Source organism: Flavobacterium sp. (assembly GCF_036741995.1).
In the GTDB taxonomy this organism is placed as follows: domain Bacteria; phylum Bacteroidota; class Bacteroidia; order Flavobacteriales; family Flavobacteriaceae; genus Flavobacterium.
The window spans coordinates 45,641-60,165 of sequence record NZ_DAINRG010000008.1 but is presented as its reverse complement, the minus strand read 5'-3'; the positions used below and the strand labels follow the sequence as shown (position 1 = coordinate 60,165).

General features: G+C 39.5%; 15 protein-coding genes. 2 read left to right on the top strand and 13 right to left on the bottom strand.

The annotated features are described in order from the left end of the window. Nucleotides 1-76 precede the first annotated feature (76 nt). Entirely contained in the window at nt 77-2,176 is a 2,100-nt protein-coding gene (locus tag V7D82_RS04805; protein WP_333599837.1) for a T9SS type A sorting domain-containing protein, read from the bottom strand. An 83-nt stretch (nt 2,177-2,259) separates the two neighbouring features. After that, nucleotides 2,260-3,537 carry a kynureninase gene (gene kynU, locus V7D82_RS04800; RefSeq protein ID WP_333599836.1) on the bottom strand — a complete coding sequence of 426 codons (1,278 nt, stop codon included), beginning with the start codon at nt 3,535-3,537 and terminating at the stop codon, nt 2,260-2,262. Between the two features lie 27 nt (nt 3,538-3,564). Between kynU and V7D82_RS04795 the strand changes: the two genes are divergently transcribed. Then, nucleotides 3,565-3,729, top strand: a complete 165-nt coding sequence (locus tag V7D82_RS04795) for a hypothetical protein (RefSeq protein WP_333599835.1) — start codon at nt 3,565-3,567, stop codon at nt 3,727-3,729. Between the two features lie 17 nt (nt 3,730-3,746). Here the strand turns inward: V7D82_RS04795 and queA are convergent, their stop codons facing one another. The 10 genes from queA to V7D82_RS04745 all read right to left on the bottom strand — a co-directional run bounded on the left by queA (nt 3,747) and on the right by V7D82_RS04745 (nt 12,541). Then, nucleotides 3,747-4,796, bottom strand: a complete 1,050-nt coding sequence (gene queA, locus V7D82_RS04790) for a tRNA preQ1(34) S-adenosylmethionine ribosyltransferase-isomerase QueA (protein ID WP_333599834.1) — start codon at nt 4,794-4,796, stop codon at nt 3,747-3,749. Nucleotides 4,797-4,950: 154 nt separating this feature from the next. After that, nucleotides 4,951-6,177, bottom strand: a complete 1,227-nt coding sequence (gene aroA, locus V7D82_RS04785; protein WP_333599833.1) for a 3-phosphoshikimate 1-carboxyvinyltransferase — start codon at nt 6,175-6,177, stop codon at nt 4,951-4,953. A 2-nt stretch (nt 6,178-6,179) separates the two neighbouring features. After that, complete coding sequence (locus V7D82_RS04780) at nt 6,180-6,506, bottom strand: nucleotide pyrophosphohydrolase (protein WP_333599832.1); 327 nt, start codon at nt 6,504-6,506, stop codon at nt 6,180-6,182. Between the two features lie 3 nt (nt 6,507-6,509). Continuing rightward, entirely contained in the window at nt 6,510-6,962 is a 453-nt protein-coding gene (gene dtd, locus V7D82_RS04775) for a D-aminoacyl-tRNA deacylase (RefSeq protein ID WP_333599831.1), read from the bottom strand. Between the two features lie 6 nt (nt 6,963-6,968). After that, nucleotides 6,969-7,949, bottom strand: a complete 981-nt coding sequence (rsgA, locus tag V7D82_RS04770; RefSeq protein ID WP_333599830.1) for a ribosome small subunit-dependent GTPase A — start codon at nt 7,947-7,949, stop codon at nt 6,969-6,971. Between the two features lie 89 nt (nt 7,950-8,038). After that, nucleotides 8,039-8,524 carry a hypothetical protein gene (locus V7D82_RS04765; protein ID WP_333599829.1) on the bottom strand — a complete coding sequence of 162 codons (486 nt, stop codon included), beginning with the start codon at nt 8,522-8,524 and terminating at the stop codon, nt 8,039-8,041. Between the two features lie 98 nt (nt 8,525-8,622). Further along, nucleotides 8,623-9,705, bottom strand: coding sequence for a bifunctional 3-deoxy-7-phosphoheptulonate synthase/chorismate mutase type II (locus V7D82_RS04760; protein ID WP_333599828.1), 1,083 nt, complete (start codon nt 9,703-9,705; stop codon nt 8,623-8,625). A gap of 4 nt (nt 9,706-9,709) precedes the next feature. Next, nucleotides 9,710-10,561: a prephenate dehydrogenase gene (locus V7D82_RS04755; RefSeq protein ID WP_333599827.1), complete on the bottom strand. Its 852-nt coding sequence runs from the start codon at nt 10,559-10,561 to the stop codon at nt 9,710-9,712. Nucleotides 10,562-10,571: 10 nt separating this feature from the next. Continuing rightward, entirely contained in the window at nt 10,572-11,717 is a 1,146-nt protein-coding gene (locus V7D82_RS04750) for a pyridoxal phosphate-dependent aminotransferase (RefSeq protein ID WP_333599826.1), read from the bottom strand. Beyond that, the gene (locus V7D82_RS04745; protein WP_333599825.1) at nt 11,714-12,541 is read right to left on the bottom strand and encodes a prephenate dehydratase; all 828 of its coding nucleotides are present in this window, start codon (nt 12,539-12,541) and stop codon (nt 11,714-11,716) included. The genes V7D82_RS04750 and V7D82_RS04745 overlap by 4 nt, the downstream gene beginning before the upstream one ends. A gap of 296 nt (nt 12,542-12,837) precedes the next feature. Between V7D82_RS04745 and gldA the strand changes: the two genes are divergently transcribed. After that, on the top strand, nt 12,838-13,740 hold the full coding sequence (gldA, locus tag V7D82_RS04740; protein WP_333599824.1) for a gliding motility-associated ABC transporter ATP-binding subunit GldA: 903 nt from the start codon (nt 12,838-12,840) through the stop codon (nt 13,738-13,740). A gap of 29 nt (nt 13,741-13,769) precedes the next feature. Here gldA and V7D82_RS04735 read toward each other — a convergent pair whose 3' ends face one another. Next, nucleotides 13,770-14,522, bottom strand: coding sequence for a head GIN domain-containing protein (locus V7D82_RS04735; protein ID WP_333599823.1), 753 nt, complete (start codon nt 14,520-14,522; stop codon nt 13,770-13,772). Between the last annotated feature and the right edge of the window lie 3 nt (nt 14,523-14,525).

Sequence of the window (14,525 nt, the reverse complement as noted above, 5' to 3'; positions counted from 1 at the left end):
CGTTTTTATAAAACTCTTTTCATAAAAAAACCACAATGATTTCGCATTGTGGTTTCTATTGATTCTTTTTTTAGCCTTATTGCTTTATAAATTTATAAGATACTTTGGCATTGTTGAAATACACATTGTAAATCCCTGTAGATAAAGTAGTAATATCGATACTTTCTTCATTAGTGTTTACTGTTTTTCTCAATACTATTTGTCCTAACATATTATAGATAGTCACGCTTTCGTTTGCCTCAAACTCACCTTTCATATGCAACACCGTAGTGGCCGGATTTGGATATAATACAAAGTGATTTTTGACCGACTCATTAACCCCTAAATTAGAAGTAATGGTAAGTTGGAATGTTCTTGTTACTGATGTGCCGCTGGTAGCTACCATAGTAATAGTATATACTCCCGGCGCCAATACAGTTCCGACTGTCGGATTTTGAGTTAAAGTAGCATTGCAATTGGCTACTATGGGGTTTGCCAAAGTGGCATAGCTAGGTAAAGTATAGGTGTTAGTGCCCGCATCTGCTTGTACTGTTTGATCTGCGATTGGAGCCATACTCAATGCAAGTGCCGGTAATGCATAACCCGCAGCATTGAATTTGGTAGTCATGGTTTGAATATCAGCACACGGATAATTCATATTTATAGCTGCCTGTCTTACGGCTACAGCAGCTGTTTTTTGATTTGATCCTCCATTTGTAAGTGCTAACCCTTCTAAGAAAGCGGTATCTGTTTTTGTCTTACCGATTACATCATAAATTTTCATTAAGGCAGTAGCCCAAATTTGGCCATATACATGAGATTCTGTATACGTTGAGCCTGTTTGCGGATAAGTTCTGGTATAGGCTGTTGTTCTTCCGCTCCACCATTCATTATGCCCGTCCCAACTGAAAACCCAATTATAAGCAGCTTCTGATGAAGCCCATTGGTTTAGACTTCTGCTATAAGACATTGCCCAATAATCACCATTTCCTTCACCAAGTCCTGTTGCACTTGAAGCATTACCACCGGTAATCCAATCATGCAATCCATGACCTAATTCGTGTAAAATCACATCGGCATCTTCTGCGTCATCAACACCGCCTTCACCAAAAGTCAGTGTCCCGTTAGTATAATAAGAGTTATCATCTCCATTAACTCCAGACGGATCATAATACAAAACACCATTATTTGTCAAGGGTATACACGGAATCCCTAGAGTCTCATTGATGTAACGCAAACTCTTATCAATATGATAAAAAGCATTTACTGCTTCAAAAGCATCATCAACTCTAGTAAACAAAAAATTCGGTGTTGCTTGGGTAAAAAGACCTTTACTAGGTGCTTCTAGTTCTTTAATTTCAACATAACTGCTTTTCAATTTGTAAACTCCAGAAGTAAAATCTATTTCAGGTAGTGTTACAGAAGATCTGGCAGCATCTAGCTGAACTGTATTTGTTTCAACAGTATCATCGGGTGCTACTGCTCCTGTGTTGTCGTCATAATTGCCGCCATAAGCTACATGAGCTTGAGATAGCGGATCCGGATTAAACACATAAGCAGTGCCAGAAACATAACTTGCATTCTGTTTTGCAGCTAGGTTTTTCTTCTCTGCTTGTTGTTCAGTATTTTTGGATTCTTCTTTTTTATGTCTGTAATAAACCGCAATATCTTTCTTACTCAGGATGGCACTTGTAGCGGCGTCAATTATTACTTCCCAACTTCCGGTTATATCATGTGCATTGGTAACTACGCGATAAACCAATTTTGTTGTTCCATCGATATTCATGACATATAACTTTGCTTCCTGAAAAGTTACTGCTTCTTTATATTTCAATTCGCTATCAGAAATGGCTATAGCCTGGCTTTTAGAAATACTTGGTGTAGTCGTAATATTAGCTATTTTATCATCATAACTGTTTGAAGAATAAGCTACGGTATTTTCATTGGCAAAATTGATTACAATTTCAGCTCCGAAAACAGGAACATCATTCAGCATTTGTTGAAAACGAAGTGTTTCTCCGGCCAATCCTTTTCTGACAAAGCTCAATTTAAAAGTGTGAAATGATTGAATATTTAATTCTCCCGAATGGTCATTTATCCATTCTCTGGCAGCACTTTCATTTTTAGAAACTTGCGCTATGCTTGAGAAAGAGAAAGCAATCGAGGCAAGAATGGTGAAAAATAGTTTTAATTTCATTTTTTTCGTAATTAGTTTTTGTGGTATTTGGTTAATTAAGGAACTACAAATCAACGAATTGTTTTGCACAAATCAAATGATTGTTATGTTAAAATTCCCTGTTTTAGGATTTGTCCGAAGTCGTACATATCTTCAAAAGAGCAATAAAATGGAGCTGGTGCTAATCGAATTACATTGGGTTCCCGCCAGTCGGTAATGACGCCATTTTTCATCAAATAATCGAACAAACTTCTGCCTTGTCCGTGGAGAAAAACCGAAAGCTGACATGCTCTTTCTTCCTGATTACTCGGTGTGATGATTTCAAATTCGGTTCCCGGGATGTCTTTGTCAATTTCGTGCAAAATGAATTCTAAATAAGCGGTGATGCGATTTCTCTTTTGGATTAATTTTTCCATCCCCACTTCCGCGAATAATTCAACGGAAGCCAGATACGGAGCCAAAGACAAAACCGGTAAATTGCTCACTTGCCAGCCATCGGCACCAATAATGGGATCGAAAGTCGGTTCCATTTTAAAACGACGTTCTTTGTTCTGCGCCCACCAACCGCCAAAACGAGCCAGTTCTTTATTGGCATGATGCTTTTCGTGAATAAAACAACCCGAGGCATTTCCCGGACCGGAATTCATGTATTTGTAACTGCACCAAGCAGCAAAGTCAATATTCCATTCGTGTAATTTCAATTCGATGTTGCCGGCAGCATGTGCCAAATCAAAACCAACTATCGCTCCGGCTTTATGCCCGGCTTCGGTGATGGTTTGCATGTCAAAAACCTGTCCGGTGTAATAATTCACTCCACCTATCAAAACCAAGGCCAGCTCATCGCCTACTTCGGCAATTTTGGCCAAAACATCTTCCAAGCGAATGTTGTGTTCGCCATCTCTTCGTTTGATTTCCACAATAGCATCTTCAGCTTTATACCCATGGAAATGCACCTGACTTTGAAACATGTATTGATCCGATGGGAAAGCCTTTTCCTCGCAGATGATTTTATAACGGGTTGGGGTTGGTCGGTAAAAAGACACCATCAGCAAATGTAAATTTACGGTCAGTGTATTCATTACGGTGATTTCGGAAGGTTTGGCTCCCACCAACTGACTTAGCGGATTGGCAAATCTCTCGTGATAATCCCACCAGGGTTTTTCGGCATAAAAGTGGCCCTCTACGGCTAGGTTGGCCCAGTCGGTCATCACTTCATCTACATATTGTTTGGTACGTTTGGGTTGTAATCCCAGAGAGTTTCCGGTAAAGTAAATTACATTTTTGCCGTTGTGTTGCGGAAATAAGAATTCTTCTCTATACGATTTTAATTCGTCCTGAGCGTCGAGTTGCTGCGCAAATTCGCGTGTGTTTTGAAATGTCATTGTGGTCTAGTTTGTGGCGTAAAAGTATTGAAAAGTAACAGAGTTACAAAGTTTCAATTCCTAAAGATTGTATTTAGCCCTGATGGGAGCGGCACCGAAGTAGAGCGGACAGCAGGAACATGGATTATTGCTATGCGCAAGCGATTGGCTAATAAAAAAATCCCAACAGGACTGCTGGGATTTGGTATTTAAAACGGAAAGAATTCAGATTAGATGATTAACATGGCGTCTCCATAAGAGTAGAAACGGTATTTTTCTTTGATGGCTTCTTCGTAAGCTTTTTTCATCAAATCGTGACCGCAAAATGCCGAAACCATCATCAACAAGGTTGATTTTGGAGTGTGGAAATTGGTCACCATACAATCAGCGATGCTGAAATCGTAAGGCGGGAAAATAAATTTATTCGTCCAGCCCACATAAGGATTTAACGTTCTTGCCGAGGAAACCGAACTTTCGATAGCACGCATGGAAGTAGTTCCGATGCAGCATATTTTTCTCTTTTTCTCTTTGGCGTTATTAACGATGTCGCAAGCTTCCTGAGAAATGATTAATTCCTCCGAATCCATTTTGTGTTTGGATAAATCTTCCACTTCTACCGGATTGAAAGTTCCTAAACCAACGTGTAATGTTACTTCGGCAAAGTTCACTCCTTTGATTTCCAATCTTTTCAACAAGTGTTTCGAAAAGTGCAAACCAGCGGTTGGAGCAGCTACAGCTCCTTCTTCTTTGGCATAAATGGTTTGGTAACGCTCGGCATCTTCTTCGGTTACTTCGCGGTTGATGTATTTTGGAATAGGGGTTTCTCCCAATTCGGTCAATTTTTTACGGAACTCGGTGTACGAACCGTCATATAGGAAACGTAACGTTCTCCCACGAGAGGTTGTATTGTCTATTACCTCAGCTACTAACGAATCGTCATCACCAAAGTACAATTTGTTACCAATTCTGATTTTACGGGCCGGATCAACCAACACATCCCAAAGACGTTGCTCAGCATTTAATTCTCTTAACAAGAAAACTTCGATACGGGCTCCGGTTTTTTCTTTGTTTCCGTACATACGCGCCGGAAAAACTTTGGTATTGTTCAAAATCATTACATCGCCATCGTCAAAATAATCGATAATGTCTCTGAATAATTTGTGTTCAATGGTTTTTTCTTTTCGGTTAACGACCATTAATCTGGCTTCGTCACGATTTTCGGCAGGAAATTCAGCTAATAATTCGGCAGGAAGATTAAACTGGAAATGAGATAATTTCATGTAAATTTCTGATATTAAATATTAGATTTCAGATTTAGTACATCTGAAGGTAAAGGCTGCAAATATACTATTGTCAGATAGGCGTTGTCAAGTAAAAAGCGGTTTATTTTTATAAAAGGTTCTGAGGTATTGAGTTCCTTAGTGTCTGAGTTCTTTAAATTTCCGAAATTTCAAATCCGATGCTTTTTAAATCGTTCCAAAAAGTGGGATAGGATTTAGAAACCACCTCGGCTTCTTCAATAAAGAGGGAAGTTTTCAATCCCAGAGGTGCAAAAGCCATTGCCATTCGGTGATCCTGATAGGTTTTTATGGAAATATCCGGATTGATTTTGGCTGATGGTTCTAAAGTCAAACTCTCTCCGGTTACTGAAACTTTGGCGCCCAGTTTGGTGAGTTCTGTTTTCAAGGCTTCTAATCGGTCGGTTTCTTTGATTTTCAGCGTATGCAACCCCGTCAAATAACAGCCGATTCCCAATCCAAAACACGCTACAGCTATGGTTTGAGCGATATCGGGAGCGTTGTTTAGTTGTAAGTTATGGGTTGTGGGTTGTGGGTTATTTGATTTGCGCAAAAGAATAGTGTTGTTTTGAAAAACGGTTGCAACACCAAACTCTTTAAAAATTTCTGACAAAGTACTATCGCCTTGCAGGCTGTCTTTTTTGTAACTGGATAAAGTGATTTCGGTTCCGATTTTTGACAACGCAACTATCGAATAAAAGTAAGATGCCGAAGACCAATCCGATTCAATAGTAAATTGTGACTTGTGGATTATGGATTGGGGTTTTACTGAAATTTTATTTTCGATAAAGGATGTTTCTACGCCAATTTCATTCAGCAAAGCCAAAGTCATTTTAATATAAGGAACTGACGTAATCTCGCCTTCCAAAGTAAGTTCAATGCCGTTTTCCAATTTTGGAGCGATAAGCAGCAAAGCCGAAATATACTGACTGCTGACATTGGCCGGAAGTGCTACTTTATTTTGCGTTAGTTTTTTGCCTTTGATTCTTATGGGGGGGAAACCTTCGTTTGCTTCATAGCTGATTTCGGCACCTAATTGTCGCAACGCTTCGACCAGAATTTTAATCGGTCTTTCTTTCATTCGGGTGGAACCGGTTAACACTACTTCTCTATTTTCCTGCATGGAAAAATACGCCGTGAGAAATCGCATGGCGGTTCCGGCATGGTGGATGTCAATAACTTCATCGTTTGAAACCAATGCTTTTTCCATCACTTCAGAATCATCTGAATTGGAAGCATTTTCCAAGGTAAGATTTGGATATAACGCTTGCAGCAATAGCAATCGGTTGGTTTCCGATTTGCTTCCTGTGATTGAGATTGCCGATTTAGGAGTAACGATGGAAGATTTGAGATGGAAGTTCACTATTATTTCAACTTTTCATTATTGTGATGGCGGTCGTGGTCGCGGTTGGTTTTTAAATCCATTTTTTTATCAAAAGCAGCTTGCAAATCGATACCGGTTTGATTGGCCAGACACAAAACTACAAAAACCACATCGGCTAATTCTTCACCCAGATCTTTGTTTTTATCGCTTTCTTTTTCGGATTGTTCGCCATAGCGACGGGCGATGATTCGGGCTACTTCGCCTACTTCTTCGGTGAGTTGTGCCATATTGGTCAATTCGTTAAAATAACGAACGCCATGATTTTTAATCCAATTGTCTACTTCGAGTTGGGAGTGTTTTAAATCCATATCTTATTCCTTATTTTTTGTGTCGATTAGTATAGTCACCGGTCCGTCATTTAAGAGCGCCACTTTCATATCGGCACCAAATTGTCCGGTTGGCACTTTTTTACCTAATTCTACTTCCATTTGTTTTATAAAAGCTTCATATATTGGAATGGCCAGTTCGGGTTTGGCGGCTTTTAAGTAGGAAGGGCGGTTGCCTTTTTTGGTCGAAGCTTGCAATGTAAACTGACTTACAATAATGATATCGCCACCAACATCTTTCAGCGATAAATTCATCACATCATTTTCATCACCAAAAATTCTGAGGTTGGCAATTTTGGCGGTCAGCCAAACAATATCTTCTTTGTTATCAGCTTCTTCAATGCCAATTAAAACCAATAATCCTTTCTGAATGTCGGCAACTCTGGTTCCCTCAATAGTCACTGAAGCCTCAGCAACACGTTGAATAACGGCTTTCATTGCGGATTAGGATTTTCGGGTTTCGTCACTGGCAATTCTATCATCACCATAAGTATCGGAACGGTAATGTTCGTCATCGCCTTCCAGTATTTTGAGGTAACTGTTGTAGCGTGACCAGGCAATTTTATCTTCTTCCAAAGCGGCTTTTATGGCGCAATGTGGTTCTTCTTTGTGCAGGCAATTATTGAATTTACATTGGTCTTGCAGCTTAAAAAACTCCGGAAAAAAACCACTGATTTCAGCAGGTTCCATATCCACAATTCCGAAGCCTTTGATACCCGGCGTGTCAATGATTTTCGCATCAAATGACAAATCATACATTTCGGCAAAAGTGGTGGTGTGCTGTCCTTGTTTGCTTTGCTCGGATATGTGTTTGGTTTTCAAATTCAGTTCCGGTTCCAAAGCGTTGACCAAGGTTGATTTCCCCACACCGGAATGTCCGGAAAACATGCTCACTTTCCCGGTCATCATCGCTTTCAATTCATCAATTCCTTTTTTCTCAACAGCAGACACTCGCAGGCATTTGTATCCAATTTCAGTATAGATGTATTGCAGGTACAGTTGCTCTTCCAACATCGCTTCATCAAAAGTATCAATCTTATTAAAAACCAAAACGGCTTCAATGCCATAAGCCTCGGCAGTAACCAAAAACCGATCAATAAAACTCGTCGTCGTTGGCGGATTATTAATGGTAATCAAAAGAAAAACAACATCAATATTAGAAGCAATAATATGCGTTTGCTTAGACAGGTTTACCGACTTTCGGACAATGTAATTTTTTCGGTCATGAATGTTGTGAATCTGTCCGATAACCTCATCCGTTGTAGTGTCTAATTCGAAATCTACCACATCGCCAACGGCAATCGGGTTGGTACTTTTGATGCCTTTCATTCGGAACTTTCCTTTGATACGGCATTCAAAAACCTGATGATCTTCGGTTTTCACGGTATAAGAACTACCGGTAGATTTATAAACTAGTCCTGTCATGCCACAAAGATACCATTTTAGATTTTAGATTTATGGTAAAAAAAAAGTTGCCATTCCTGACAACTTTTTTAAAGTATAGGCAACTAAAATTAATATTTATAAACGATTGCTTTTCTGTTGGATGCCCCATCAGTCGTCACTAAAATGAATGGGTAACCCAATTTAGCGGCTTTTATTTTCAAGGCTTTGTTAGCGGTTTTATCTCCGGCACTACCTGTTTGATAAGCCATCAGTTCCTCAATAGTACCGATTTCATTTCCTTTTTCCAAACCGGCGGTGTAATCTAAGTTTTCAACGATAATCACTTTAGTCCAATCCGCTTCTCCGGCAACCACCAATTTGTTAGAAGTTTTTACTGTTTTACCCGTTTTACCGTAAACAATTTTTTCCACAGCATTCTTGGCAATAGTATATTCTTTATCCTGACCTTCATAAGTAAACACTATGGTGTTTTCGTCAACTTTTACTATTGTCCCTTTAAGCACTTCGCCAATTTGTTTTGTAATAACATCTGACTGAGCGCTAACCAAGTTAAAACCAAAAACCAATGTGAATAGTAAAATTATTTTTTTCATATCTTTTATTTTTTAGTATTAATAGACTGTTTTATAAGTGTCGAACAAATATAAAAAAAACAACTATCGCCACAGCATTTAACCGATATTCTCCCAAATTATCCGTTTATTATCTTTTCCTGGTGGCTAATGCTTTCCTGGTGTATGGCTTTGAACAGTTTCAAAATGAATTCTTCACTGAGTCCTTTTTCTTCGCCTTCCAAGATCATTTTGCCTAAGATTTCATTCCATCGTTTGTTCTGCAAAACGGCAATATTTTTCGCTTTTTTCAGTGCTCCGATTTGTTCGGCTACTTTCATTCGGTTGCCTAAAATCTCTAACAATTTTCCATCGGCTATATCAATATTAGCTCGCAGTTTTATCATTTCCGTATTGTAATCGTCTTCTTCGGTCGTCATTTTTTTGACTTTCAAATTCTCGAAAATTTGTTTCAAAACCGTTGGCGTTACTTGCTGTGCGGCATCACTCCAGGCATTATCCGGATCAATATGCGTTTCGATAATCAATCCGTCATAATTCAAATCCAAAGCCTGCTGCGACACTTCCTGAATCATATTTCGGTTACCGGTAATGTGTGACGGATCACAAATCAGCGGCAACTCCGGAAAACGACTTTGCAGTTCAATCGCCAATTGCCACTCGGGAATGTTTCTGTACTTGGTTTTTTCATAAGTCGAAAATCCTCTGTGAATCACACCCAGTTTTTTGATTCCGGCATTGTACAAACGCTCCACGCCGCCAATCCACAAAGCCAAATCAGGGTTCACCGGATTTTTAACCAATACTATTTTGTCGGTTCCGGCCAATGCATCGGCAATTTCCTGAACCGCAAACGGATTGACCGTAGTACGCGCGCCAATCCACAACACATCAATATCGTGTTCCAAAGCTAATTTTACATGAGCTGCATTCGCTACTTCGGTGGCCATTAGCAGACCCGTTTCGGCTTTGGCTTTTTGCAACCATTTCAGCCCGATGGCACCCACGCCTTCAAATCCTCCCGGACGCGTTCGCGGTTTCCATATTCCGGCTCTAAAAATACTCACATCGGAGTTTTTTAATTCGTGTGCAATTTTCAACACTTGGTCTTCGGTCTCGGCGCTGCAAGGCCCTGCGATTACTAAAGGATGCGTTAATTTAAAATCATCCAACCATTTTTTGTTATCTACTGTAATATCCATAGCTTTATTTTTTTCCGTTTAATATTTCTTTGATTCTGTTCGTGTTTTGCATTTCGTTAAAGACTTCGTCATAGTTTTCGTCTTCCAGTAATTTTTTAAAGTGAGTCAGATTGGAAATGTATTCTTCCAAGCTTTTAACGACATGTTTTTTGTTTTGTTTGAAAATTGGTGTCCACATGGCCGGAGAACTTTTGGCCAAACGCACGGTGCTTTCAAATCCGCTGCCCGCCATGTCAAAGATATCGCGCTCGTCTTTTTCTTTTTCGACCACGGTTTTTCCCAACATAAACGAACTGATATGCGACAAATGCGATACATACGCAATGTGTTTATCATGCGATTTCGGATCCATATACCGAATCCGCATGCCCAGCTTTTTAAACAACTCCATTCCTCTTTCCTGCAACTTGAAAGTCGTTTTTTCGACTTCACAAATGATGTTCGTTTTATCCTGAAACAATCCTTTAATCGCTGCCGAAGGTCCCGAAAACTCGGTTCCGGCAATAGGATGCGTGGCCATAAAATTTCTTCTTTTGGCATGGTTTTCAATCGCTTCGCAAACCGGTAATTTAGTCGAACCTACATCAATGACTAAGGTTTCTTCCCCAATGGCATCCAGCACTTTTGGCAAAAGCACCAAACCAATATCCACAGGAACCGAAACAATGACCAAATCAGCATTAACTAAATCTTCTATCGAAGCTTTATCCTGAATAATTCCCAATCGGATAGCTTCTTGCAAATGATTGTCGTTGGCATCAATTCCAAAAACGGTTGCCTTTTCATAGTGTGATTGGATGTCCAATGCCATCGAACCACCAATTAATCCTATTCCTATTACGTATATTTTTGTCATTCGTTCTTATTTAAAATCTTGCAATCGCCTCTTCTATTTTGGCTTCCGTAACACAAAGCGAAAACCGAATGTAACCTTCGCCATTACTGCCGAAAATAGTGCCTGGCGTGATGAAAATATTTTTTTCAAGTAACACATTGTCAATAAACGCCTCCGAAGAAGCGATTCCTTCCGGAAGTTTGGCCCAAACAAATAAACCCACACTGTTTTTATCAAAAGTACATTTCAGTTTTTCGGCCAATTGAAAAATCAGATTTCTTCTTTTAGTATAGATTTCATTTTGCTTTTCAAACCAATCAGTTCCGAGTTTCAACGCTTCAATCGCTCCTTTTTGGATGCCGTAAAACATTCCGCTGTCCATATTGCTTTTTACTTTTAGCACGGCGTCAATCAACCTTGGATTACCCATGACCATGCCCACGCGCCAGCCGGCCATGTTATAGGTTTTAGACAGCGAATTCAATTCTAAAGCCACTTCTTTAGCGCCATCCACCTGCAAAATCGACAATGGATTTTTGTTCAACACAAAACTATACGGATTGTCATTCACAATTAAAATATGATGTTTTCTACCAAAAGCAACCAGCTTTTCAAACAATTCTAAAGTTCCGTTAGCTCCCGTCGGCATGTGCGGATAGGAAACCCACATCAGTTTCACTTTTGACAAATCCTGTTGCTCCAGTTTTTCAAAATCGGGTTGCCAATTGTTGTCTGCAACCAAATCATAAAACACCGCTTTGGCCTGTACCAATTCGGTTACCGAAGCATAAGTAGGATACCCCGGATTCGGAATCAACACTTCGTCCCCTTCGTTTAAAAAAGCCAGAGAAATGTGCATGATGCCTTCTTTGGAACCCATCAGCGGCAGGATTTCGGTATTGGAATCCAAACTCACTCCGAAATGATTCTGATAAAAATCCGCCATGCCTTTTCGCAACTCAGGCAAACCCTGATAGCTTTGGTATTCGTGGGCTTTGTCGTCAAACATGGCTTTATGCATCGCTTCTATGACTGAGGCATCCGGAGCCAAATCAGGACTACCGATACCCATATTGATTACCGGTTTTCCTTCGGCCAGCATTTGGCGCACTTCGCGCAGCTTTCGCGAAAAGTAATATTCCTGAACGCTTTCTAATCTGTTGGCGGTTGTTATCATTGTACTCCTTTTTTATATTCTCCTAATACTTTAAAATGGGTTGTCATTAGTTCCAAAATCTTTTTGGCTTTTTCATAATGCTTGTATTTTTCGAAAACCACATCCACAAAAAACGAATACTGAAAGGGTGTTTCAATAATCGGCATCGATTGGATTTTGGTCAGATTCAACTTAGAGTTGTTCATCACATTGAGAATCGTCGCCAAACTTCCCGGCGTATCGTCCAATTCAAATTTGATAGACGCTTTGTTGATTTCTTCTTTGGGCCATTCTTTGTTTTGCGTTTTCACAATTACAAAGCGGGTTTTGTTGCTTTGAATCGTATGGATTCCGGCGGAAATAATTTCCAAATCATATAGTTTGGCGGCAATCGGAGCGGCTACCGCGGCAATTCCAATCAGTTTTTGCTCCTGAATTCGACGCGCCGTTTCAGCAGTATCGCCACTTTCGACCAGCTTGATATGCGGATACTGACTAAAAAAAGGAGCGCATTGCAACAACGCCATCGGATGTGAATGCACTTCCTTGATGTCATCAATTTGCTGTCCTTTCAACGCCATTAAATTCAGGTGAATATCCAAATAATGTTCGCCAATAATGTGCAGATTGTTGTGGTCAATCAAAGCATAATTCGGAATGATAGAACCGGCAATCGAATTCTCTAATGCCATTACGCCTTTATGGGCTTGGTTGCCCAGCAAACTCTTTACCAATTCGGGAAACGACATGCATTCGTCTAAATCAAATTCGGAGGCAAAATATTCCTGCGCCACCTGATGGTGGAACGAGCCTTTGATTCCCTGTATTGCAATTTTCATCTCCATAAGTCAAAAAAAAAATCCCGATTGGCATCGGGATTGTATCTTTAGTTAAATGATTTCTTTTTAAAATAACTACACGACAATCCCGTTTCTTTCCCAGAAGAAATAAAAAGAATTGTTATAATAAGTAGCGTTTTGTAACATAACTGTGTTTCGTTGTTTGGCTAAAGTAAAAAAATAAAGTGTAGGTTTTACATAAATAAAATAAAAAATTTACGCCAACGTTTTCGTAAAATCATCCCATCGGATTTCTTCGTTATGCTTTGATTAATTAGTACATTTGCTTCAAATAAATTATCATGTCGATAGAAGTTCAAAATATTTCCAAAAGTTACGGTGCTCAAAAAGCATTAGATAATGTTTCCTTTTCCATCAAAAAAGGAGAAATCGTTGGTTTCCTGGGTCCGAATGGTGCCGGAAAATCGACTTTGATGAAAATTTTGACCACTTTTATCAATGCCGATGCAGGAACAGCCACCGTCAATGGGAATGATGTGAATGAAGCCCAATTGAAAGTACAGCAATCGGTTGGTTATCTGCCCGAACACAATCCGTTGTACTTGGATTTATACGTTCGCGAGTATTTGGCTTTCAATGCTGATGTGTATAAAGTCGCCAAATCCCGCATTGAAGAAGTAATTCAACTTACGGGTTTATCGCCTGAAAGTCATAAAAAAATTGGACAATTATCGAAAGGCTATCGTCAGAGAGTTGGTTTAGCCACAGCACTTTTACACAATCCTGATGTTTTGATTTTGGATGAACCCACCACAGGATTAGACCCAAACCAATTAGTCGAAATCAGAAATGTGATTAAAAATGTGGGCAAAGACAAAACAGTTTTTCTTTCCACGCATATTATGCAGGAAGTAGAAGCCATTTGCGACCGCGTCATCATCATCGATAACGGCAAAATCGTAACCGATAAAAAACTGGACAAACTCGTTACGGAAGAAAAAGAACAAATCATCGAAGTAGAATTTGATAAAGCAATTGAAGAAGTGTTATTGGCGAATCTACCCAACATCAAAACCTATAAAAACACCAGTGATAACATTTGGCTACTGACCTTCACGACCGAAGACGATATGCGACCGGCCGTATTTGATTTTGCCAATGTCAATGGTTTAAGAACACTCCATATCAATTCGAAAAGCAAAAATCTGGAGCAGATTTTCAGAGAAAAAACCAAAAAGAAATAAACATAAAATCCCGAAGCTTCGGGATTTTTTTATGGATAAACCTCGTGTCCGGTGAACAGTTGTTGCACATTGTCTATCGGGGGCACATTTTTCAGAATAATATTGCCCGTGCTGTTCATTACGCCTACAATACTCTGCACCGGATGCACTATCATATCGTTAGACCCGCGATGATACACTTCAATTTTCTGAGCTAGTAGATTTTCAGCTTCAATTCGGCCATCTCCAAATGAAAAAAACAATTTGGCATAAGTAGCATCTCCCGAAAGATAAAAACGAGAAACATTATTACTCTCAACATGCAAAGAATCGCAATTCGTAATATTTAGTATAAAGTCACCTGTCCCGGCTCCTTTTTCACCATCACCATCCTTATCTAAGGAATATACTTTTAACTTTGGAAACGCCAGCACACCATTGGAACTGATATTCCTATCGGTTTTTGAATAAATTTCTTCCAAGGTTGGAGTGGTTACCAAAATCTTCGTAGTACCGTAGGCTCTAACCCAATTGCAGCTCACATCATCTTTAAAAATAAGCTGATCACCATTTTGCTGCACTTCTATATTGTCAATGAAATTCTCACCCGCCTGAATCTGAACCTTATAGGCTGTCCCTTTGGTAATAACAACTTCTATACCTTGGTACACTTTAATTCTTTTAAATGGCAGCACCTCAACATCCTTGGTGGTTGTAGCTCCGGTGCTCTCCACACAATCGCTTGGCTTTTCACACGAATTCAAAACAAAAACAAACGCTATAAACAAAACTATCTTTTTCATCTC

Bases quoted from the DNA above. Each gene is read 5' to 3' on its own strand.
- V7D82_RS04805 (WP_333599837.1), bottom strand. From the start codon at position 2,176: ATGAAATTAAAACTATTTTTCACCATTCTTGCCTCGATTGCTTTCTCT.
- kynU (WP_333599836.1), bottom strand. From the start codon at position 3,537: ATGACATTTCAAAACACACGCGAATTTGCGCAGCAACTCGACGCTCAG.
- queA (WP_333599834.1), bottom strand. From the start codon at position 4,796: ATGAAATTATCTCATTTCCAGTTTAATCTTCCTGCCGAATTATTAGCT.
- V7D82_RS04780 (WP_333599832.1), bottom strand. From the start codon at position 6,506: ATGGATTTAAAACACTCCCAACTCGAAGTAGACAATTGGATTAAAAAT.
- dtd (WP_333599831.1), bottom strand. From the start codon at position 6,962: ATGAAAGCCGTTATTCAACGTGTTGCTGAGGCTTCAGTGACTATTGAG.
- rsgA (WP_333599830.1), bottom strand. From the start codon at position 7,949: ATGACAGGACTAGTTTATAAATCTACCGGTAGTTCTTATACCGTGAAA.
- V7D82_RS04765 (WP_333599829.1), bottom strand. From the start codon at position 8,524: ATGAAAAAAATAATTTTACTATTCACATTGGTTTTTGGTTTTAACTTG.
- V7D82_RS04760 (WP_333599828.1), bottom strand. From the start codon at position 9,705: ATGGATATTACAGTAGATAACAAAAAATGGTTGGATGATTTTAAATTA.
- V7D82_RS04755 (WP_333599827.1), bottom strand. From the start codon at position 10,561: ATGACAAAAATATACGTAATAGGAATAGGATTAATTGGTGGTTCGATG.
- V7D82_RS04750 (WP_333599826.1), bottom strand. From the start codon at position 11,717: ATGATAACAACCGCCAACAGATTAGAAAGCGTTCAGGAATATTACTTT.
- V7D82_RS04745 (WP_333599825.1), bottom strand. From the start codon at position 12,541: ATGGAGATGAAAATTGCAATACAGGGAATCAAAGGCTCGTTCCACCAT.
- gldA (WP_333599824.1), top strand. From the start codon at position 12,838: ATGTCGATAGAAGTTCAAAATATTTCCAAAAGTTACGGTGCTCAAAAA.
- V7D82_RS04735 (WP_333599823.1), bottom strand. From the start codon at position 14,522: ATGAAAAAGATAGTTTTGTTTATAGCGTTTGTTTTTGTTTTGAATTCG.